The sequence below is a fragment of the Sphingomonas sp. LR55 genome (genome assembly GCF_036856015.1).
In the GTDB taxonomy this organism is placed as follows: Bacteria; Pseudomonadota; Alphaproteobacteria; order Sphingomonadales; family Sphingomonadaceae; genus Sphingomonas.
The window spans coordinates 1,047,839-1,069,395 of sequence record NZ_JASPFO010000001.1 but is presented as its reverse complement, the minus strand read 5'-3'; the positions used below and the strand labels follow the sequence as shown (position 1 = coordinate 1,069,395).

The window sequence follows — 21,557 nt, the reverse complement described above, 5'->3', positions numbered from 1 at the left end:
ACCTTGCCCCGAAGCCAAGCCTAGTTACATCGCGACCCAGATCCGATCGTGGCCGAGATCGAAGATTACCCGCATGTCCTCGAACGCGCTGAGCCCGACCGTTGGGCTGGCGCCGTGCACGACTATGGCGTTCTTGAGGATCGAATGGCCGAGCGCGACGGCGCTGGCTTCGGTCGGCGCGGTCACGGCGGTGGCGTGCGCAAGGTCGAGTACCGCAGCGGTTGGTGGCGCGGCGTCGAGCGTCAGCGGCACCGTCATCGTACCGTCCGCCTGGTGCGTGACCGGGATCGCGGTCATGCCGCGTTCGGCGCGCGCTGCCTCGCCCGGCAGCAACAGGCGGAGTTCGTGGTGCGGGAAGTCGATCTCGATCGGGTGCGCGTCGAGGATATCCTGACCGATCCGGAGGTCTGCACCGTCCGCAGGGGCCGGTTCGACCGCGGCGATCGGCGCGTGGAGATACTCCGCGCGGATACCGATCTTGACCCGGTCGCGGTGTGCGATCCGATTGGCCAGCCTCGTGCCGATCGCCGACTGCGGAGCGCCGGGAACGATCGCGATCGTCGTCGGCGCGTTGTCCACCCGGCCGTGGAACAGCAGGGTGGCCGCCATCAGGACGAACTTGCCGCTCGTCGCGCTTATCATGCCGCCCATCGATTATCCTCCTGTGACGCCGCCGCCCGCGGCCTGAAATAGCGCAACCGTGTCAGCCAACCGGGCGGCGCGCCCCTGCACGGCTTGGCCGCGTGCCTGCGCGTCGGTGGCGGTCGCGTTGAGCAATGCGGGCGTGCCGACGTCGCCGAGCGCGAGTTGGCGGCGGACGAAGTCGAGCGCCCGGCCGGATGCGTCGGTCGCGCGCGTGGCGGAGTCGAGCGCGTCGGCGTCGGTGCGCAGACCGGTCAGCGCGTCGGACACGTCGCCGAATGCCTGGAGCACCGCGGCCCGATATTGCGCCTTCGCCCCATCCAGCGCGGCCTCGGCGGCGTGCTGCTGATGGCGGAGCGCGCCGGCGTGGAAGATCGGCTGGGTGATCCCACCGATCAGCGTCCAGAACGGGTTGCCGCTCTTGAACATGTCGCCGAACCGTTCGGACGTCCCGCCCGCCGATCCGCTGAGCGAGATCGCGGGGAGCCGCGCGGCAATGGCAGTGCCGACATCGGCCCCTGCCCCTTCAAGTTGCGCACGCGCGGCCAGCACGTCGGGGCGTCTTGCGACCAGATTGGAGGGGACTATCAGGGGCAGATCGCGTGGAAGGGTCAACGACGCGAGCGTCGGTAGCGGCGGCATGTCCGAGCCTGCCGAGCGCCCGATCAGCGTTCCGATCACCACGCGCTGATGCGCTTCGGCGCGGACCAGCGGGGGAGTGCGCCTTCGGCCGTCGCGAGTGCCGCCTGCTGCGTCGACACATCGGCAGCCCCGACGGCGCCGAGTTGCTGGCGCTTGACCAGTGTCTGCAGGATGTCGCGGTTGACCGCGATCGCGGTCTGCGCGGCGGCGATCTGATCGGCCAGCGAGGCGCGCTGGATCACCGCCTCGACCAGGTTGGCGATTACCGTCGTCCGTGCCGCCGCGAGCCGCTGCCGCTGCGTCTCGGTCGCGGCGCGCGGAGTGGATCTTCGACCGCGTGCCGCCGAACAGGTCGGGCGCATAGCTCACCGTCACCTGCGCGGTATGCAGCGTGTAGAGCTGCTGGTTCTGGTCCGCGACCGCGGGCGACAGCGCGTTCGAGATCCGCGTGCGCTCTGCCTGATAGTTCACGTCGGCTTGCGGCAGCGCCGAGCCCGCCGTGGCGGAACCCTGTTCGCGGTACTGCCGCAACGTGGCCTCGGCCACGGCGATATCCGTCGCATGCGCCTGCGCCTCGCTCACCAGCGTGTCGAGCTGCGCGCTGCCGAACGTCCGCCACCACTCCGACGGCACCGCCGCGAGCGTAGTAGCCTGCGCCGCGCCGCTTGACGGTGCGAAGGTCTGTGCCGCAGCGGTCGGCGGCAGGCTGGCATGCGCGTCGAGGTTGCGCGGGCCCATCGTGCAGGCGCTGGTGACGCCCGCAAGAAGGAGGATAGCGAAACGCTTCATGCCGTGGCCTCCGTATGGCCGTCAGTATTGGGATGGTGCCCGACGTCGCGCCCGTGTGCGCCGCGGTCCTCGGGCGGTACGCGTTTCGAGAAGCGGGCGATCAGCACCGGCAGCACCAGCAGGATCAGGATCGGCGCGAGCGTCATGCCCCCGACCACGACCAGCGCGAGCGGCTTCTGCACCTGGCTGCCGATCCCGCTCGACAGCGCGGCGGGGAGCAGGCCGATCGCTGCCACCAGGCACGTCATCACCACTGGACGCAGGCTGTGGCGCACCGTGGTCGCGAGCGCATTCTCGCGCGCGAACCCTTCGTCGACGGCGTGATTATAGGTCGTGACCACCAGGATCCCGTCCATCACCGCGATTCCGAACAGCGCGACGAAGCCGATTGCCGACGAGATGCTGAACGCGGTCCCGGTCAGCGCCAGCGCGAGCACGCCGCCGATGATCGCCATCGGGATCGCCGAGAACGCCAGCAGGCTGTCGCGGATCGAGCCGAAGTTCGCATAGAGCAGCAGCAGGATCACCAGCAGGCTGATCGGCACCACCACTTCCAATCGCGCGACCGCGTTGTTGAGGTTGTCGAGCTCGCCCGCCCATTCGAGATGATAGCCCGAGGGCAGATGCACGGTCCGTTCGATCCGCGCATGCGCCTCGTCGACCGCCCCGCCGAGATCGCGGCCGCGGACCGAGAACTTGATCGGTATGTAGCGTTCCTGATGCTCGCGGTAGATGAACGAGGCACCGGTCGTCAGCTTGACGTCGGCGACCTCGAGACAGCGGCACCTGGATCGTGCCCGCGCCATCGGGCGACGGTGCACCGATCGTGATCCGGCGGATCGCGTCTATCGTGTCGCGCTGTTCAGGTTTCAGGCGCACGACGATTGGGAAGTGGCGATCGGTGCCCTTCTCGTACAGGTCGACGTTCGACTGCCCACCGATCGCCGCGGCGACGGTCGCGTTGATGTCGTCGGGGGTCAGGCCGTAGCGTGAGGCACGCGCGCGATCGACGTCGATCCGCACGGTAGGCTGGCCGAGCGACTGGAACACGCCGAGGTCCTCGATCCCGCGGACCTTGCCCATCTGCGCCTTGATCTGGTTGGCATATTTCTCGAGCGTAGTCAGGTCGGGGCCGAACAGCTTGATCGAGTTCGCGCCCTTCACGCCCGACGCCGCCTCCTCGACGTTATCCTCGATGATCTGCGAGAAGGAGAAGTCGACGCCCGGATATTTGGCCGACAGCCGCTTCGACAGTTCCTCGGTCAGCGTCTCCTTGGTGACGCCGCTCGGCCAGGTGTCGAACGGCTTCAGCGGCACGAAATATTCGGCGTTGAAGAAGCCCGTCGAGTCCGTGCCGTCGTCGGGACGGCCATGCGCCGACAACACCGCCTGCACTTCGGGATATTGCATCAGGATGCGGCGGACGCCGTTGACCACCGGCTGGCCCGCCTCGAGGCTGACCGACGCGGGCAGTGTCGCGCGGATATACATGTTGCCCTCTTCGAGATGCGGCAGGAACTCGATGCCGAGCGAGCGCACGCCGACCACCGCGAGCAGCATCAGCAACGCAGCCCCGATCGCGACGACACGGTTGCCGAGCGCGAACGCCGCGGCCGGTTCGTAGACGCGGCGCAGTTTCCCCACGATCCACGTCTCCACCTCGGACAGCTTGTCAGGCAGCAGCAACGTCGCCAGCACCGGCGCGACCGTGAAGGTCGCGATCAGCCCGCCGGAGATCGCATAGGCATAGGTCTTCGCCATCGGCCCGAAGATGTGGCCCTCGACGCCGGTCAGCGTGAACAGCGGCAGGAAGCTGGCGATGATGATCGCGGCGGCGAAGAAGATGCCGCGGCTGACCTCGGAGCTGGCGCCGAGTACCGCCGAGAAGCGGTTGGCGAGCGTGTAATGCCCCCTCTTCCATCAAGGCGGCCGCTTTCGACATGCGCGGATCGCTCGACCATGTGGCGGAAGATGTTCTCGACCATGATCACGCAGGCATCGACCACGAGCCCGAAATCGAGCGCGCCGACCGAAAGCAGGTTCGCGCTTTCCCCCTGCAACACGAGGATAAGGATCGCGAAGGCGAGCGCGAACGGGATCGTCGCCGAGACGATGATCGCGCTGCGCAGATTGCCGAGGAATATCCACTGGAGCGCGAAGATCAGCAGGATGCCGACCACCATGTTCTCCAGCACGGTGTGGATCGTCAGGTGGATCAGGTCGGAACGATCGTAGATCCGGTCGAGATGCACGCCCGGCGGCAGGATCCCCGACGCGTTGATGTCGGACACTTCCTTCTGCACCGCGAGGATCGTCGGCATCGACTGCGCGCCGCGCTGCATCAGGACGATGCCCTGGACGATGTCGTCCTGGTCGTTGTAGCCGGCAATGCCGAGCCGCGGCGCGTTGCCGATCCGGACGTGCGCGACGTCCTTCAGCAACACTGGCTGGCCACCGCCGGTGCCGACCAGCACGTTCTCGATACCGCCGACCGACTGGATCAGCCCGATGCCGCGGACGATCGCCGCCTGCGCACCGAAATTGATCGTCTGGCCGCCGACATTGCCGTCGCTCTTGGCGAGCGCCGCCAGCACCTGCGACACGGTCACGTTGTGCGCGGCGAGGCGATCATTGTCGATCACCACGTCATAGGTGCGCAGCTTGCCGCCCCAGCCGGTGACGTCGATCACGCCCGGGATCCGCTTGAACCGGCGCTGAAGGACCCAGTCCTGCAACGTCTTGAGGTCCATCACCGAATAGCCCTTCGGCGCGGTGATCTTGTAGCGGAAGATCTCGCCAACCGGACTGGTCGGGGACAACGTCGGCTGCGCGCCACCCTGGAGTGGCGGCAGCTGCGACAGGCGGTTGATGACCTGCTGCTTGGCCTGATCGTTGGTCAGGTCGTAGCTGAACTGGATCTTGATGTCCGACAGCCCGAACAGCGAGATCGCGCGGATCGCAGTCAGATGCGGGATGCCTGCCATGCCGACCTCGATCGGGATGGTGACGTTGCGCTCCATCTCCTCAGCGGAGAGACCCTGCGTCTGGGTGATGATCTCGACCATCGGCGGGACCGGATCGGGATACGCCTCGATGTTGAGATTGTAGAATCCGACGCCCCCCGCCACCAGCATGGCGACGAAGATGCCGACGATCAGCAGCCGCTGACGCAGCGCGAATTCGACGATCCGGTTCATTCGCCGAGACCGGCTTCGTTGACGAAGAGCGCGCCCGCGGTGACGATGCGCTCGCCCGATTGCAGCCCGGCGGTGATCGCGACCTTGCCGTCCTGCTCCTCGCCGGCGGTGACTTTGCGCGCGACCAGCAGGCCGTCGGGGCGCACCACCCACACGCGTGCGTCGTCGCCTTCGTGGATCACCGCCGCGGCGGGAACGAGCAACGCATCGCCGCTATGCGGGCGCTGGATCGAGAAGCTCGCGAACATCTGCGGTTTCAGCGCGCCGTCCGGGTTGGCGATCGTCGCACGCACCGGCAGGCGACGGCTCTGCGGATCGAGCGCGGCACCGACCAGATCGATCGTCGCGTGGAAACTGCGGCCCGGCAGCGCGGGCGTCGTCACGGTGACGCTGTCGCCGCGATGCACTGCGCTCGCGTCGTTCTCGGCGAGTTGCGCGATCAGCCAGACACGCGACGGATCGGTGATCGTCATCACCGGCTTGTCACCGCCTTGCGAAAGATACTGCCCTGACGACACGTCGCGCGTCGCGATCAGCCCGGAGATCGGTGCGTGCAGCGTCGTCACGTCGTGGATGCCCGAGACCTCGCCGACGCTCTCCAGCCGCGAAATCTCACCCTGCGACTTGCCGAGGATCGCCAGCTTGTCGCGCGCTGCACCGAGCGAGGCGGCGGCGGTCCGCGCGGTCGCCTGTGCGGCAGCGAGATCGGTCCTGGCCTGCTGGTAATCCTTCAGCGCACCGCCGGCCGTCTCGTAGATCAACCGCTGGCGCTCCGCGGTCCGCTGCGCCGTCGCAAGTTGTGCCTGTGCGTTCTGCAACCCGGCGCGCGCCGCAAAGAGTCCGCTACGTGCATCGACGAAATCGCTCGTCTTCACCAGCATCAGCGGCTGGCCTTGCGTCACGCGCTGCCCCGCGTCCGCGAGCACGCGCACCACCTGCCCGGAATAGGGCATCAACACCGGCGTGCTGCGATCGCCATCGACGGTGATCGCGCCGCTCGCGAGCGTCCGCGCATCGGACGCGCCATAGCCGACGCGCATCGTCGTGAGCCCGGCCATCTGGTCCCTGGTAGGCCGGAACGTCCCCGGCGGTGTGACCGGTGCCGGCGCCGGTTCGTGGTGCGTGAGCTTGCCGATCAGCACGACGATCAGGACCAGCCCGACGATCACGCCGGCCGCGATCCCGAGCCAGCGTAACTGCGCGGATCGCGAGAGCGTGGCGGCGGGAGGGAGCGTTTCGGGTGTCGTCGATGCGTGCATAATCAGCCCCTTGGGGATTAGACTGGAGCCGGTAGCGCCGCTGGCTTACAGCGCGCTTACGGATGCTGCGCCGCGGCAAGATGGGCGAAAATTGGGGACGGGATCGGATGCGGGTGCTGTTGATCGAGGACGACCGCGATCTGGCGCAGGCGCTGACAGCAGCGCTGGCCCCGCGCGGGTTCGCGGTCGATCTCGCGCGTAGCGGCGACGAGGCCGAGGCGTATCTGAAGGACGGCGATTACGCCGCGATCCTGCTCGATCTCGGGTTGCCGGACGAGGATGGGCTGGCACTGCTCCACCGTATGCGCGATCGCGGCGACACGAGTCCGGTGCTGATCCTCACCGCGCGCGGCACGATCGACGCGCGCATCCGAGGCCTCAACGAAGGCGCCGACGATTATCTGGTGAAGCCTTTCGACGTCGACGAATTGCACGCGCGCCTGCTCGCGGTCCTGCGTCGCCAAGGGGGATATCTCGGACGCTCGCTGACCTGTGGTCGCCTCACGTTCGACCTCGAAATCCGCGTCGCGCATGTCGAGGGTACGACGATCGCGCTGTCGGTACGCGAGACCGAACTGCTCGAACTGCTGCTGCGTCGCGCCGGCAACGTCGTCCCCAAGCGGATCGCGGAGGATCACCTGTTCGGACTAGGCGGCGACCTTGGCTCGAACGCGGTCGAGGTCTATGTCCATCGCCTGCGCAAGAAACTCGACGACGCATCGAGCGGCGCGCGGATCGAGACGGTGCGCGGCGTCGGCTACATCATCGTCCCCAAGCAATGAGGCTGCGTCTGCCGCGTTCACTGTTGGGTCAGTTCGTCGCGCTCCACGTCGTGATGGCGCTGATCGCCACGATCGCGCTGTCGCTCGGCGTCGCTGCGTTGCTCCACAGCACCGCGGATCACTACCAGCGCCGCCTGCTCCGCCAACAGGCCGCCATCGTCGCGAATGCCCTGCCGCTGATCACACTGCCCAGCGACGTCCTGACCGACGGCATGGCGATCGCGATCATCGACCGCCGCCGCGCCGTCCTGATGGCGAAGGGCCCCGCCCGGCCGCGGATCGTTGCCGCCGTGCCGATGGACCACGGCGCGCACTTCTTCCGCCGCGGCGTGATCGAGGCGTACAGCGTACCGATCGCCGGCAACCGCTGGATCGTCGCGTCGCAGGACAGCGCCGCCCCCGAAGTCATCACCGACGATATCGTCAGCGCCTTCCTCAAACGCTTCGCGCTGCTCGTCCTGCCGATCGCCGCGCTGGTGCCGCTGATCGGCGCTTTGCTAACCCGCCGTCTCACCCGGCGGATGCAGGCGGTGTCGGCGACCGCCGCCGCGATCGGCCCACGCACGCTCGACACGCGGTTGCCGCGTGGCACGCTGCCGTCCGAAGTCGAGCCGCTCGCGGCGGCTACCAACGAAGCGCTCGACCGACTGGAAGAAGGATTCCGGACGCAGACCGCATTCGCTGCCGACATCGCCCACGAACTGCGCACGCCGCTCGCCGTGATCCGCCTGCGCGCCGATGCGGTGGAGGACGGTCCGGTGAAGGCTTCGTTGCTCGCATCGGTCGATCGCGCCGCCCGCGTGGTGACGCAATTGCTCGCGCTCGCCGATCTCGAACGCCCGGTCGAGGACGCCGGCGAACCGCTCGACCTCGCCGCGCTGGCCGAGGTGCTAGTCGCCAATCAGGCGCCTGCGATCATCGCCGGCGGCCGCAGCATCGCGCTGGACGTCGAGACCTCGGAGATCGCGCCGGTCATCGGCTATCCGGGCGCCGTAACGCTCGCGCTGGAGAATCTGGTTGGCAACGCGGTACGCCATACGCCGACGGGCACGCACATCCTCGTCCGGGTTGGGCCTGGTGCACGACTGACCGTCGCCGACGATGGCCCCGGCGTGGCGCCCGAGCACCTCGCCCGGCTCAAGGACAGGTTCTGGCGCGCCGACGGATCGCGTTCGGAAGGATCGGGGATCGGGCTGTCGATCGTCGACCGCGTCGCCCGCGCGCATCACGGCCTGCTCGACGTCACGCCTGGCCCCGGCGGGACGGGGCTATGCTTCGAGATCGCGTTCGGAGCGACGACGCCGCGACACAGGTAGCAAACTACGCAACAGTTCGGCTAAGCCCGCTGGATGCACGACGTTACTTCGGTAAGCCCCTCGGATGAGGCCATTTTGCAGCGCACGGGCATCGCCTCGATTGCTCCCGCCCCGGCACTCCGCGCAGCCGAGCCCTACGCCCGTGACGAGCTGCTGCACGAGATCTTCGACGCTACGCGCGCCACGCATCCCGACGCGACGGCGCTGCGGCTGATCGGTGCGGACGAGGAATACGACCGCAAGACAACCTGGACCTATACCGACCTCGCCACGCGCAGCCTCGCACTCGCACACCGCCTACGCGCGATGGGGATCGGCCGCGGCGACCGCGTCGTGCTGTGCCTGCCGCGCGGGCTCGACCAGTATATGGCGATCCTCGGCGTGCTGCGCGCTGGTGCCGCCTATGTGCCGGTCGACTGGGGCTATCCGCAGGATCGCATCGACTTCATCGTCGAGGACAGCGAAGCCGCGCTGACGATCACCGTCGCCAGCCGCGTTGGCAACCTGAAAGGGGCCACGCTCGCGCTCGATGCGGCGTTGGGCGATCTCGCGGCTGAGCCGTCCGAACCGATCGGCCGCGACGTCACGCAGGCCACCCCGCAGGACCTCGCCTACATCATCTACACCTCGGGCACGACCGGCCGCCCCAAGGGCGTGATGATCTCGCACGGCAATGCGTGTCACTTGGTCCGATCGGAAAGCGCGATCCTCGATCTGACCCCGGCGGACGTCGTGTTCGGCGGGTTCAGCCTCGCGTTCGACATGTCGGTCGAGACGATGTGGAGCGCGTTCTTCGTCGGTGCGGTCGTGCTCGTCGCGACCGAAGCGCTGGTGACCAGCGGCCCCGACGTGGCGATCGCGCTCGCCGAGGCGAACACGACGATCTGGCACGTCGTCCCCTCGCTGATCGCGCTGGTCGAACATCCGGTGCCGACGCTGCGCCTGCTCAACATGGGCGGCGAAGCGTGCCCGGCCGACCTGCCACGCCGGCTCGCGCGTCCCGGATTGCGGTTGCTCAACACCTACGGTCCGACCGAGACGTCGGTCACCGCGACCTGGACCGAGGTGTTTCCCGGCCAGCGTATCACGATCGGCAAGCCCCTCCCCGGCTACACCGCCTGGGTCGTCGACGAGCATATGCAGCCGGTCCCCGACGGCCAGGAAGGCGAACTCGTGATCGGCGGGCCGGGCGTCGGCGTCGGCTACGTCAACCGCCCCGACCTGACCGCCGAAAAGTTCATCATGACGCCGTTCGACGGGTCGTCGGGCGCACCCGAGCGGATCTACCGATCGGGCGACCTGGTAAAGCTCGACGCAGCGGGCGACATCGATTTCGTTGGCCGGATCGATACGCAGGTGAAGATCCGCGGCTTCCGCGTCGAGCTCGCCGAGATCGAGGCGGTGATCGGCGAATGGCCTGGCGTCGCGCAAACCGTCGTCCAGCTCTTCACCGACGACGACGGCTCGGAGTTCCTCGCCGCGTTCCTGATCGCGCGTCCGGCGGAGGAGATCGACATGGTCGGCCTCAAGGCCCGCGTCGCCGAGCGGCTCCCCAATTACATGCGCCCGGCTGGGTATCAGCTGTTGTCGCACATGCCGACGCTTCCCGCCTCGGGGAAGGTCGACCGCAAGGCGCTGGTCAAGCCCGAGATCACCGTGACGTCGGACCGCGAGATGGTCGCGCCCGCCACGCCGATGGAGGAAAGCCTGCACCGCGTCTGGGCCGAGGCGTTCGCGCCGCAGCCGGTATCGGTGCTCGACGACCTGTTCGAGGATCTCGGCGGCCATTCGCTGAAGGCCGCACGGCTAGTTTCGGCGGCGCGAAAGGTGCGCGGCCTCGAAGGGCTGTCGCTCGAGGATGTCTACGCCGCGCCGACCATTCGCGAGCTCGCGCTGCGGATCGGTGGCACCACGCCGGTCGCGATCCTCGACGAGACCAGCTTCCATCACATCGCGCCGTGGAAGCGCCGGCTGTGCGTCGCCGCGCAGACGCTCGCACTGCTGCCGATCTACACGCTGGCAGGGCTCCAGTGGTTCTCGCCCTATCTCGCCTATACGCATCTCGCCGGCGACATGCCGCGGGTCGATGCGCTGATCCTCAGCGGGCTGTCCTTCACGGTCGTGCCGATCGCGTCGATGTTTCTGTCGATCGCGCTGAAATGGCTGATCGTCGGGCGCTTCAAGGCGGGCGATTACCCGCTCTGGGGCAGCTATTATTTCCGCTGGTGGCTGGTTCGCCGGATCATCGGCGTCACCGCGACGCCGTATCTCGCGGGCACGCCGATGATCCGCGGCTATTACCGGATGATGGGCGCGAAGATCGGCGAGCGCGTCCATATCGGCACCGGGATCATCGATACCGCCGACCTGCTCCACGCCGACGACGATGCGATCATCAGCGACCAGTCGGTGCTGTCCACCAGTTCGGTCGAGCGCGGACTGCTCCGACTGGGGACGGTAAAGCTCGGCAAGGGCGCGTTCGTCGGGTCGATGGCGGTGGTCGGCCGCAATGCCGCGCTTGGCGACGACGCGATGCTCGACGACCTGTCCGCGCTGCCCGCAGATACGACCATCCCCGCCGGCCAGCGCTGGGCCGGCTCGCCCGCCGCGCACGACGGCGATGCCCCCGCCGCCCGGCCACCCCCGCCCCGCGCAACGCCGGGCCGGCGGTCGGCCTGTTCCTGTGCGCGCTGATCCTGCCGCTCGTCGCAATCCTGCCAATCGCGCCGGGCCTGATCGCGTTGATCGAGCTCGACTGGGCGACCAGCGGCTATGCCTATGTCGCGGTCGCGCCGCTGCTCGCGGTCACCTATGTCGTGATGATGTGCGTGCTGACGGTGGCGGCCAAGCGCCTGATCCTCGGCCGCGTCGCACCCGCGGTGTATGCGCTCAACAGCGGGTTCTACGTCCGCTACTGGTTCGTCCAGCAGATCAACGACCTCGCACTGCGCCTGCTCCACCCGATCTTCGCGACGCTGTACGTGGTGCCGTGGTACCGTGCGCTGGGCGTGAAGGTCGGACGTCGCGCGGAAATCTCGACCGCCAGCGCGATCGTGCCGGACCTGGTCGAGATCGGTGAGGAGAGTTTCATCGCCGATTCGGTGATCTTCGGCGCGGCGCGGATCGGCCACGGCACGATCGAACTCGCGCATACCAAGATCGGCCGCCGCAGCTTCATCGGCAATTCCGCGCTGCTGCCGAGCGGCACGCAGATCGGCGACGAGGTGCTCGTCGGCGTCCTCTCGAAACCGCCGAGCGATCCCGCGCTCGCCACCGAGGCGGGCAGCACCTGGTTCGGCTCGCCCGCGATCAAGCTGCCGGTGCGACAGGTCAACACGATGTTCGACGAGGGCGCGCGGTTCAATCCGTCGCGCGCGCTGATCGCCACCCGCCTGTCGATCGAGGCGGTCCGCACCACGCTGTCGCTGACTGCGTTCCTGGTGTTCTTCAGCCTGCTTCTGTCGGTGGTCGGCGACCTCGACGATCTCGACAACGGCGCGCTGGTCGTCGCGGCGACGTTCCCGTTCCTGTACGTCGGCTTCTGCCTCGCCTGCGGGATCTTCGTGCTCGCGCTCAAATGGCTGGTCGTCGGCCGCTACAAGGTCACCACTGCGCCGCTCTGGAGCCCGTTCGTCTGGCGCACCGAACTCGTCACCGCGACCTACGAGAATCTGGCGGTCGCCAATTTGCTCGAACCACTCCGGGGCACGCCGTGGATCGCGCTCTATCTCCGGCTGATGGGCGCGCGGATCGGCAAGCGCTGCTACATCGACACCACCGACCTGACCGAGCACGACCTCGTCGACATCGGTGACGACGTCGCGCTGAACGACTTCGCGGGCTTGCAGACGCATTTGTTCGAGGACCGCGTGATGAAGGTCGGCGCGATCCGCGTCGGCGACCGCGCGACGATCGGCTCGCTCGCGATCGTGCTGTACGATGCCGAGATCGGTGCCGACGCACAGCTCGGTGACCTGTCGGTCGTGATGAAGGGCGAGACGCTGCCCGACGGCACGAGCTGGGACGGGAGCCCGGCGCGGATCGCCGTCGCGACGTGACGACGGTCTGGCACGACGGTCCGCTCGACGCGCTCGTCTGGGACGGTCAGTCGCCAGTCGCATGGAGTGTTGCCGAGACCGGACCGTACGCCGCCGGCCTGCAAGGCGATGCGCGCGATCCGGCAGGGTCTGGCCGCCGCCCTGATCCGCAAACTGGCCGGCAACTCCATCGATGTTCGACTGACACGCAGTCCAGCCGGCGCGCCGATCGTCTCCGCCCCCGGCGGCTGGTATCTAAGCCTCTCCAGCCGCGACGCGCACGCCCTTATCGGCGTTGCACGCCAACCGATCGCGGTCGACCGCGAGGTAATCGACGACCACGCTCCGCTCTGGGACATGCTAACCCCGACCGAAGCAACCTCGCTCCGCAGCCTGCCCGCGCCCGTGCAGCCCCAAACCTGGCTCCGTCGCTGGACGATCAAGGAAGCGCACGCGAAACTTATCGGCGAACCCCGCCGCATCCGCCCCGAGGCGATCGAAACCGTCGTGATCGATCCGACCCATGCGACCGCGACCTTCGAAGGCACTTCGCGCTGCTGGAGCCGTTCGACCACCGACGCGATCGAAACCGTCGCGCAGTGGAGCCAGCCATGACCAGAGATCCTGACCCGCCGCTACGAAGAGAAAGACCGCGCCGACGTCCTTGCCATCTTCGACTCGAACCTCCCCGAGTATTTCGGCGCCGGCGACCGCGAATGGCTGGAGGAAACGCTCGACGAGCCCGACGGCCCGGCGTTCGTCGTCGACGTCGACGGCATTCCCAGCGCGTTCGGCGGCTATGAGATCTGGGAGCATTACGACAAGGCATTGCTCTTCTGGGGCATGGCCGCGCGCGCATCACGGGTCGGGCCTCGGCAAGCTGCTGCTGTTCGAACGCCTGCTCCACGTCGCCACCTCTGCCGAACCGGCCACGCGCTACGTCACCGTCGACACCTCGCCGCAGGTCTCGCCGTTCTTCCAGCATTGCGGGTTCGAGCTGACCAGCATCTGGCCCGGCGGCTACCGGTCCGGCATGGACATGCACGAACTGCGCTTCGACCTCGCTGGGATATCGCTCGCGGAACTCGAAGCCAGACGCGACGCAGCGCTTGCCAGATGTGGGACGGTCTTAACACCGGGTGTGGCCGGGGATCGGTCGCAGCCCCCAATGGTTGGACAGCCATGACCAATCCTCTTCCCGACGCGCTTGCAACCTGGGCCGAGGCGGCGCGCGTTCGTTCGCTGAACGCGCACGGTGTCCGCCCCGCCGCGTGCTATGTCCTGTGCTGGTTGCAGCAGGCGTTGCGCGCGCGGGACAACCCGGTGATCGATGCCGCGATCTGCCTCGCGAACGATCTGGGTCTTCCCGTCCTCGTCTATCACGGGCTTCGCGAGGACTATCCCTAGGCCTCCGATCGCCTGCATCGGTTCATCCTCGGGGCTAGCCGCGATCTTGCCCTGGAATGTCGGCAGCGTGGCGTGGCGTGCATCCAGTATGTCGACCGGGCCGAGAAGCGCGAAAAGGGACTGGTCTATCGGCTGGCGGCGGAAAGCGCCGCGGTGCTGGTCGAGGATCAGCCGACGTTCGTCGCGCGCTGGCAGTCGGAACGTTTTGCGGCGCAGACGGATCGCGCCGTCCTCGCGGTCAACGCCGCCTGCCTGGTGCCACCCGCCATACTCGGCGACGACATTGGTTCGACGACCGCGTTCCGGCGCCGTCATGAGCCGCTGCGCGCGGACTGGCTGACCGCGTCCGACCTGATGCCCGAGCTAGCCCCCTATGACGGCCCGCTCCCGTTCGTCCCCGATCGGCTCGATACCAGCACCGATGCGGACATCGATCGGCTTGTTGCCGCAGCCGCAATCGACCATTCGCTGCCGCCGAGCCCGATGTTCCCGCTTGGTCGAGGCGGCGCGTTGGAGAAGCTCGAACGGCTGATGGACACGGTGCTGCCAACCTATGCCGCCGTGCGCAACGATGCGACCAATCCGGTCGGGGCCAGTACGCTGTCGCCCTATCTTCACTTCGGCGTCGTCGGCCCCCGCGAGATCATGGCCACGGTCGAGGCCGCCGCGGCACCGGCCGGCGCCAAGGACAAGTTCGCCGACGAGTTGCTGACGTGGCGGGAATGGTTCCATTATCAGGCGTCCGCGCTGGTGGCGCCGGAACGTTACGATCGGATTTCCGGATGGGCACGCGAGACGCTTGAAGCGCATGCGGCGGACCCGCGGCCGGAGCTTGAGACGCTCGACGCGTTGCTGCACGGCGAGACGCGCGACGAAACCTGGAACGCGTGTCAGCGGCAGTTCCTAGTCGATGGCTGGATGCACAACAACCTGCGGATGTATTGGGGCAAGCGGATCATTGCCATGACGCCGGACCCGCAGACCGCGTGGGCGACGGCGTGCTACCTCAACGATCGACTGAGCCTGGATGGTCGCGATCCGTCGACCTATGGCAATATCGCGGCTTCGTTCGGCGGGGGATCTCCCGGTCGGGAGGGGCCCGCCGTCTACGGCAAGGTACCGACGCGATCGGACGGATCGACACGCCACCGCCCCGATGGTCCGGCCTGGCTCAAGGCCGCCGCAACGCGACCACGGCCCGAAGTGGCTATGCCAGCCGACCTACCGGCGGACTTGTACCTGGAGGGAAAGCGCCGGCCTGAGGGATTCGCGACAACTTTGGCGAAATTCATCGCAGGAGATACTTGGCACGCGACTAAATTCCCGGGCGATCGTTGAGCGGACTTCATCACAGGAGCTACCATGAGCAACGACCACGACGTGTCCGTCCTGAACGGCCTGATCAAGACCACCCTCGACAGCATGAAGGGGTATGAGGACGCCGCGAAGGATGCCGAGAGCACCCAGTATGCAACGATGTTCGCCGATTTCGCACGCGATCGGGCCCAGGTTGCCACGCAGCTTCAGGGCCAGGTCCGTACGCTCGGCGGCGAGCCGGAAATGGAGTCGAGCATGCTGGCCGCGGCGCATCGCACGTTCATGGATCTGAAGCAGGCGCTGACCGGCAAGGACGACAAGGCGATCATCCTCGAAGTCGAGCGTGGCGAAGATCACATCAAGGCCAAGTACGAAGAGGCCATGAAGGATACCGACCTGTCGTCGGCAACGCAGACCGCGATCTCGGACGGCTATGCGTCGGTCCGCGAAGGCCACGACAAGATGAGCGCGCTGAAGCACAGCCTCACCTGATCGATCCGAGGCGGCAGGCATTGGCTTGCCGCCTTGGCTGTTGGCGTGGGGAGTGGCCCGACGGGCCATCTCCCCGCTTAAAAATCGAAGCGTCCTCGGTAAGTGTAAATGGTCGTATGTTACCGCGGTGGAGATTGCGAGACGATCAAGTTGAGTGACAGGAACGCGACCCCCGCCCCTGCCATAACCGCAGCGATCCAGAGGATCGGACCAAAGATCCAGCCGCGGGCCAATATTGCCGGTGCGATGCTGATGATCAGAACGCCCCACCCCCGTTCCGCAACAGACTGCGTCGTTGGCGCGAAAGTCCCGCACCGAACCGGCGCCGATACTGCGCGTCGGTGGCGAGGCCGAGCAGCAAGAAGGCTGTAGTCGTCAGGATCAGGACGACGATACTCATTCGACTGATTCCAATAGTTTAGGGACCGCATGAGTTCGTGACGGTCGGACTCGTCGGGCCGGCGGGCGATAGTTCGCGACGCGTCTGGCCAGCAGAAGGAACGTGACACCGAACGCCAGCAGCGTTGCGTCGATTCCGGCGATCATGAGATCTCCGATCGCGATCATCGCGAACAGCCCCCGATCCGTCGCGATGATATCATACAGCGGTAGCGTGACGAGCAGCAGGCCGGTCGCGGCGAACAACGTCGGCCAGACCCGCGACGGCTTGGCAACAACCGCGGCCAGCGCGGCCATACCCCAGGTGATGAACAGCGCGTGGACTTCCCAGGCCGCACGACCGCTCAGGGCCACAGGTAGCAGCCGGTTCGCCCAGAAGAAGCAGGCGATGCCGAATGGAAAACCGCCGACCACCGCGACGTTGAGACGCTCGACCAGCTGAAAGCCGAAATGCGGTCGGGTCGGGTCGGGGAGGCGTTCACGGCGCTTCACGGTCCACAGAACGAGCCCGCTCGCCACCATCAGCGTCCCGGCGATCCCGCACAGGAAATACAGCCAGCGGCCGCCATAGCCGGCGAACCGTCCGGCGTGCAGGCCGATCATCGCGCCCGCGGTCTCGGCCGCCGCACCAGGCGGAGGCGAACGCCACACGAGGCGTCCCGATACACCGTCATAGGTCAGTCGGGGCGTCCGCGACGACAGCATCGAATGCGCACTCTGACTGACCGAGACGCGTGCCGATGCATCGCCGGGATCGCTTACCTCGATGAAGCTCGCCGGTGCGCCGAGCCGGCGTTCGGCATCAGCGGCGATCGTTCGGAGATCGATCAGCGGTGCTGGCCGACCGCTGCGCTCGACCACAGCGGCGGTGGGGAACAACGCCTCCGACACGGTACGTTCGCTGGTATAGTTCGCCACGACCGCCCACGGCATCAGCAACGCCATCAGCGTGACGAGCCCGGTATAGGTGATCATCAGATGGAACGGCAGTGCGAGCACCGCGGTGGCGTTATGGCCATCGAGCCAGGACCGCTGACCCTTGGCACGCCGCAACGTGAAGAAGTCCTTGAAGATCTTCTTGTGCGTGACGATCCCGCTCATGATCGCGACCAGCATCATCATGGTCGCGAAACCGACCAGCCACCGTGCCCAGATCACCGGCATGTACTGAAGATCGAAATGGAACCGGTAGAAGAACTCGCCGCCGCGCGTGTCGCGGGCGTTCGCAGGCTTGCCGTCGGCACCGATCAATGCCTGCGTGTCGCGCCGGCCGGGCCGGCCACGCCCGCCCGTCTCACCAGGCTTGGGCTGGGGTATCCAGAACAGCTGTGCGCCCGGAGACTGGTCGGTCGCCACGGCGATGATCCAGCTCTTCGCATCCGGCGCCTTGCCGGCGAGGAACGCTTGCGAGCCGGCGAGCACGCGCATCGGCTGTTCGACGCGTGCGAGCTCGGGCCGCATCCAGCGGTTCAGCCCCTCGCGCCAGAACGCGATCGTACCGGCGACGAACACAAGGAACAGGATCCAGCCGAGCAACAACCCGGACCAGGTGTGCAGGAACGCCTGCGACTGTCGGAACCCCTTGCTCATAGCCGCCCCGACGCATCGATCGAGACCCACGCGATCGCACCACCGACCGCGCCGGCAACGAAGAGGGTCCAGAGTGCGCGCCAGCCGCTACGGGCTGCGAACGCCCACATCGCCGCAATCGCGCACAGCATGAGGGCTATCAGCGACGCGGTGACACTCGCCTCGGCTCGGTCGCCGGGCAGCAGCCGCGCGATCGCCATCGCCCACAGGCTGGCCGTCGCATAGCCGAGCGGTACCGCCGCGACGACGCGCAATCCGATATCGCCACGCCGTGCCCAACGTGCGCGGGCATGCGCATCGCCCGCGGTCATCGGCCGCTCCCCCGACCGCGATCATTCGAACGTGTACCGAAGCGTCGCGAACGCGGTGCGCGGACTTCCGTAGTAATTGCCGCGGCCGGTGGCGGCGATACGCGCATAATAGGTCTTGTCGAGCACGTTGTTGACGTTGACCGATACGCCGAGCCGTTCGCTTAGTCGGTAGCCTGCTCGCAGGTCGAGGACCGCATAGCTCCCCTGGCGAACGATCGTCGACGGACGGAACGATCCATTGGCGTTGACCCCCGCCGTGACACCTCCATAGGTGCCGCTGAACCACGTCACGCCGCCGCCAAAGCTCACGCCTGCCAGGGCGCCGTCGGTGGGCGCATAATTGGTGAATGCCTTGGCCATATGCTTCGGGATGATCGGGACCAGCGGCAGGCCTTCGTTCGCGGTAGTCTGGTCCTCAAGATAGCGGGTCTTCGTGTAGGTATAGCCACCATTGATCCGCCAGCCGGGCAGGATTTCGCCAGACGCCTCGGCCTCCAAACCCCGCGCCCGGACCTTGCCGGTCTGAAGTACCACGGTCGCGATATCGGGATCGTTGAACAACCGGTTGGTCTGCGTGATCTGGTAGACCGCCGCCGACAGCAGCAACCGGTCGTTCATCAGCGAGAGCTTGGTCCCCGCCTCATATTGCGCACCGACCAGTGGTTCGATCCGTCCACCATCGGGCCGCGCCCGTCCGACCGGGGCTGCCTGCGGCGTGAAACTGTCTGCATAGCTGGCATAGAGGTTCAGGGTGCGCGTGACGTCCCAGACCAACCCGGCATAAGGCGTGAAGCGATTGTCGATTCCGTACCGTGTCGGCGCCGGCAGCACCCCGCTCGGTGCGAGCAGCGTCGCGGTCGTCGTATCCCACCAGGTCAGACGCCCGCCGCCGATCAGCGTGACGCCATCGACGGGACTGAGCCGCATCTGTCCGTACAGGCCGTATTGCTCGATGTCGGTCGATGATCCGCCATAGACCTGCAACACGCAATTCGCCGGCGCGGGGACGATAGCGGTACTGGCATTGGGGCACGTCGCGCCACTGCCTTGCACCGGATAATAGGGCGACGCCGCGTAGGGGTCGAGCGGCGGTTCCAGCGGCGAGACCGGGTTGTACACGTCGATCCGCGCATAATTGGACAGGCGCGTGGCGTAGGAGGTTCCCGAACTCGCCTGGTAGTCCGCCCCTAGGATGAGGACCTGGTCCCGCGCGAACAGCGGAAAGCTGCCCACGCCGTTGAAATCGAACGAGCGAGTCTGCTGCTTGCTGTCGCCACGATAGGCGATGTGGCTGGTCGTGCCGTTGGTCGCCGTGACCGGCTGGTTGCCGATATAGCTATAGATGTCGACGCGATCGACATCGGTGAACAACCCCGTCGCACGCAGCGTCCAGCGATCGCTGATCTTGTGCGTGATCTCGGCGAATCCGGTCCAGGTCTCGGCGTTGAACCGATTCCAGTCGGCCCCGAGATAGGTCGAGCGCTTCACGTCGAGCAGTTGGCCGTCGCTACCGTCCAGGCCACCCAGGATGCCGGGCAGTCCCGACTGGACCGCGGGTCGAAAGCGATCGTAATTGCCGCCGACGGTCAGCGTGGTGCGATCGCCGATCTCGAGCGACCCCACGGCGAATGCGCCGATGCGGTTGCGGTGCGCGGTGTCGAAGAACTGGTCCTGATCCTGCGCCATGACGCCGACGCGAAGCCCTGCCTTCGGACCGATCGGTGCGGACACATCGAGTTCGAACCGGGCATTGTCGTAGGTGCCGTAGCCCGCGCTCGCCTGCATCTTGAACGAGTCGAGCGGGCGCTTGCGGATCATGTTGATGCTGCCCGCGGGATTACCCGAACCGCTGAACAGTCCCGCCGGACCGCGCAACACCTCGAGCCGATCGTAGAAGAACAGGTCCGGGACGGCGGACGGGAAGTTGAACGCGAACGTGGGGACGCCGTCGATCAGGTAATTCGAGATCGCGAACCCGCGCGAGAAGAACGATGGATCCTCGCTGCCAACGCCGTTGACGGTGATGCCGTTGGTGGCGGTCAGCGCATCCTCCAGCGTGAACAGGTTCTGCGCCTCGATCTGGTTGCGCTCGATCACCGTGACGGTGTTGGGCGTGTCCTTGAGCGGCGTGACCGTCTTGCCGACCTCGCGACCATAGCTCTTGCCCAGGACCAGGATTTCGTCCGATTTCTGCGCGTCGTCGGGGCTTTCGGCACTGGCCAAATCCCGTGCCGGCGCAGCCGATATGGCCGCTTCCGGAATACCGACGAACGCTGCCCCAGCCAGCAATATACTCGTTACACTCATTCTGAACCCCCGTGTTGGAGGCGCTCCTAGATCAATCGCTTTTGCGAGTCACTATCAATCTAAACATTCCGTCATGTTTGTTCGGCATCTCGCTCTCATGACGATTTTTCCAAGTTCTACGCATCGCATCGCACGGCGGCACGTTGCGACGGGATGAGTCACACCCCTGCTGTCCGCTACCCCTATCGTCCGATCACCGATCGACCCGACTATGACTGGCCGGAAGGCAAGCGGCTCGCGATCTACTTCGGCGTCAATCACGAGGTATTCGACTTTGGCGGCGGACTGGGTGCCGAGTTGGCGCCATCGCAGACCGAGCCCGACGTGATGAATTACGCGTGGCGCGATTACGGGAACCGGGTCGGCGCGTGGCGGCTGTTCGACCTGTTCGACAGACTCGATCTGCGCACGACCGCATTGTTGAACGCCGACATACTCGATCGCTGTCCAGGCCTGGCCGAAGCCTGTCGCGATCGTGGCGACGAGATTGCGGCACACGGCCTGACTAACGCGACCGCGCAAGGGACCCTGTCCCGGTCATGCGAACGCGCCATGATCGCCGATGTGACGCAGCGACTGGCGACGCTGGGGGTTCGTCCGACGGGGTGGCTCGGCCCCTGGATTTCGGAGAGCAAGGATACACCCGATGTGTTGGCCGAGGAGGGCTATCGATACGTGCTGGACTGGGCCCATGACGATCAGCCGACCCGCCTCGCCACTACGCACGCCAGCCTGTTGTCGATACCTTATTCGCAGGAGATCAACGATTTGCCCGCGGTGATCCAGCGTCATCGCGAGGCCGACGACTTTGCGGCGATGATCCGCGCCGCGGTCACGCAATTGTTATCGGAAACCGACCGCCGCCCCTCCGTTTTGGGGATCGCGCTGCATCCCTATATCATGGGACAGGCACACCGAGTCCCGGCGCTGGCCAGGATATTGGAAGAGCTTCGCGAGGCGAACGATCCGCGCATCTGGTGGACGACGGCGGGCGCCATCGCCGACCATGTCGAGACGCACGACCTGGCGGTTTGACACCCGCGACCCAACGCCCCGCTGACTTTAACGGG

The 21,557-nt window shown here is 66.7% G+C and carries 17 protein-coding genes and 1 pseudogene; 10 read left to right on the top strand and 8 right to left on the bottom strand.

Annotated features, from left to right (window positions below; genetic code table 11):
• Positions 1-24: 24 nt before the first annotated feature.
• The 4 genes and pseudogenes from QP181_RS05155 to QP181_RS05135 form a co-directional block, all read right to left on the bottom strand.
• Complete coding sequence (locus QP181_RS05155; RefSeq protein WP_333927855.1) at positions 25-651, bottom strand: hypothetical protein; 627 nt, start codon at positions 649-651, stop codon at positions 25-27.
• A 3-nt stretch (positions 652-654) separates the two neighbouring features.
• Positions 655-2,073 (bottom strand): TolC family protein, encoded by a 1,419-nt coding sequence (locus QP181_RS19930; protein WP_443027519.1) that lies wholly within the window; start codon positions 2,071-2,073, stop codon positions 655-657.
• Positions 2,070-5,270, bottom strand: a pseudogene (locus QP181_RS05140) (efflux RND transporter permease subunit). Before QP181_RS05140 ends, QP181_RS19930 begins: the two are co-directional and overlap by 4 nt.
• Complete coding sequence (locus QP181_RS05135) at positions 5,267-6,529, bottom strand: efflux RND transporter periplasmic adaptor subunit (protein WP_333927853.1); 1,263 nt, start codon at positions 6,527-6,529, stop codon at positions 5,267-5,269. The pseudogene QP181_RS05140 and the gene QP181_RS05135 overlap by 4 nt, the downstream one beginning before the upstream one ends.
• Before the next feature lie 107 nt (positions 6,530-6,636).
• Here QP181_RS05135 and QP181_RS05130 point away from each other — a divergent pair, with 107 nt between their 5' ends.
• From QP181_RS05130 to QP181_RS05090, 9 genes are all read left to right on the top strand, one after another.
• Positions 6,637-7,311: a response regulator gene (locus tag QP181_RS05130; RefSeq protein ID WP_333929558.1), complete on the top strand. Its 675-nt coding sequence runs from the start codon at positions 6,637-6,639 to the stop codon at positions 7,309-7,311.
• The gene (locus QP181_RS05125; RefSeq protein WP_333927852.1) at positions 7,308-8,627 is read left to right on the top strand and encodes a sensor histidine kinase; all 1,320 of its coding nucleotides are present in this window, start codon (positions 7,308-7,310) and stop codon (positions 8,625-8,627) included. The genes QP181_RS05130 and QP181_RS05125 overlap by 4 nt, the downstream gene beginning before the upstream one ends.
• A gap of 33 nt (positions 8,628-8,660) precedes the next feature.
• Positions 8,661-11,321 (top strand): non-ribosomal peptide synthetase, encoded by a 2,661-nt coding sequence (locus QP181_RS05120; protein ID WP_333927851.1) that lies wholly within the window; start codon positions 8,661-8,663, stop codon positions 11,319-11,321.
• Positions 11,216-12,685, top strand: coding sequence for a Pls/PosA family non-ribosomal peptide synthetase (locus QP181_RS05115; RefSeq protein WP_333929557.1), 1,470 nt, complete (start codon positions 11,216-11,218; stop codon positions 12,683-12,685). Before QP181_RS05120 ends, QP181_RS05115 begins: the two co-directional genes overlap by 106 nt.
• A 108-nt stretch (positions 12,686-12,793) precedes the next feature.
• Entirely contained in the window at positions 12,794-13,279 is a 486-nt protein-coding gene (locus tag QP181_RS05110; RefSeq protein ID WP_333927850.1) for a 4'-phosphopantetheinyl transferase family protein, read from the top strand.
• 184 nt (positions 13,280-13,463) lie between these two features.
• Entirely contained in the window at positions 13,464-13,850 is a 387-nt protein-coding gene (locus tag QP181_RS05105) for a GNAT family N-acetyltransferase (protein WP_333927849.1), read from the top strand.
• Positions 13,847-14,071, top strand: coding sequence for a hypothetical protein (locus QP181_RS05100; protein ID WP_333927848.1), 225 nt, complete (start codon positions 13,847-13,849; stop codon positions 14,069-14,071). Before QP181_RS05105 ends, QP181_RS05100 begins: the two co-directional genes overlap by 4 nt.
• A gap of 72 nt (positions 14,072-14,143) precedes the next feature.
• Entirely contained in the window at positions 14,144-15,409 is a 1,266-nt protein-coding gene (locus QP181_RS05095) for a DNA photolyase (protein ID WP_333927847.1), read from the top strand.
• A 24-nt stretch (positions 15,410-15,433) separates the two neighbouring features.
• Positions 15,434-15,880, top strand: a complete 447-nt coding sequence (locus tag QP181_RS05090; protein ID WP_277982424.1) for a ferritin-like domain-containing protein — start codon at positions 15,434-15,436, stop codon at positions 15,878-15,880.
• A gap of 119 nt (positions 15,881-15,999) precedes the next feature.
• Here QP181_RS05090 and QP181_RS19925 read toward each other — a convergent pair whose 3' ends face one another.
• From QP181_RS19925 to QP181_RS05070, 4 genes are read right to left on the bottom strand one after another with little or no spacing between them, the layout of a single operon-like run.
• The gene (locus tag QP181_RS19925; RefSeq protein ID WP_443027518.1) at positions 16,000-16,311 is read right to left on the bottom strand and encodes a DUF3325 family protein; all 312 of its coding nucleotides are present in this window, start codon (positions 16,309-16,311) and stop codon (positions 16,000-16,002) included.
• On the bottom strand, positions 16,277-17,869 hold the full coding sequence (locus QP181_RS05080) for a PepSY-associated TM helix domain-containing protein (RefSeq protein ID WP_333927845.1): 1,593 nt from the start codon (positions 17,867-17,869) through the stop codon (positions 16,277-16,279). Before QP181_RS05080 ends, QP181_RS19925 begins: the two co-directional genes overlap by 35 nt.
• Positions 17,866-18,180, bottom strand: coding sequence for a hypothetical protein (locus QP181_RS05075; RefSeq protein ID WP_333927844.1), 315 nt, complete (start codon positions 18,178-18,180; stop codon positions 17,866-17,868). The genes QP181_RS05080 and QP181_RS05075 overlap by 4 nt, the downstream gene beginning before the upstream one ends.
• Before the next feature lie 21 nt (positions 18,181-18,201).
• Positions 18,202-20,487 carry a TonB-dependent siderophore receptor gene (locus QP181_RS05070; RefSeq protein ID WP_333927843.1) on the bottom strand — a complete coding sequence of 762 codons (2,286 nt, stop codon included), beginning with the start codon at positions 20,485-20,487 and terminating at the stop codon, positions 18,202-18,204.
• 153 nt (positions 20,488-20,640) lie between these two features.
• Between QP181_RS05070 and QP181_RS05065 the strand changes: the two genes are divergently transcribed.
• Positions 20,641-21,522 (top strand): polysaccharide deacetylase family protein, encoded by an 882-nt coding sequence (locus QP181_RS05065; protein ID WP_333927842.1) that lies wholly within the window; start codon positions 20,641-20,643, stop codon positions 21,520-21,522.
• Positions 21,523-21,557: the final 35 nt, after the last annotated feature.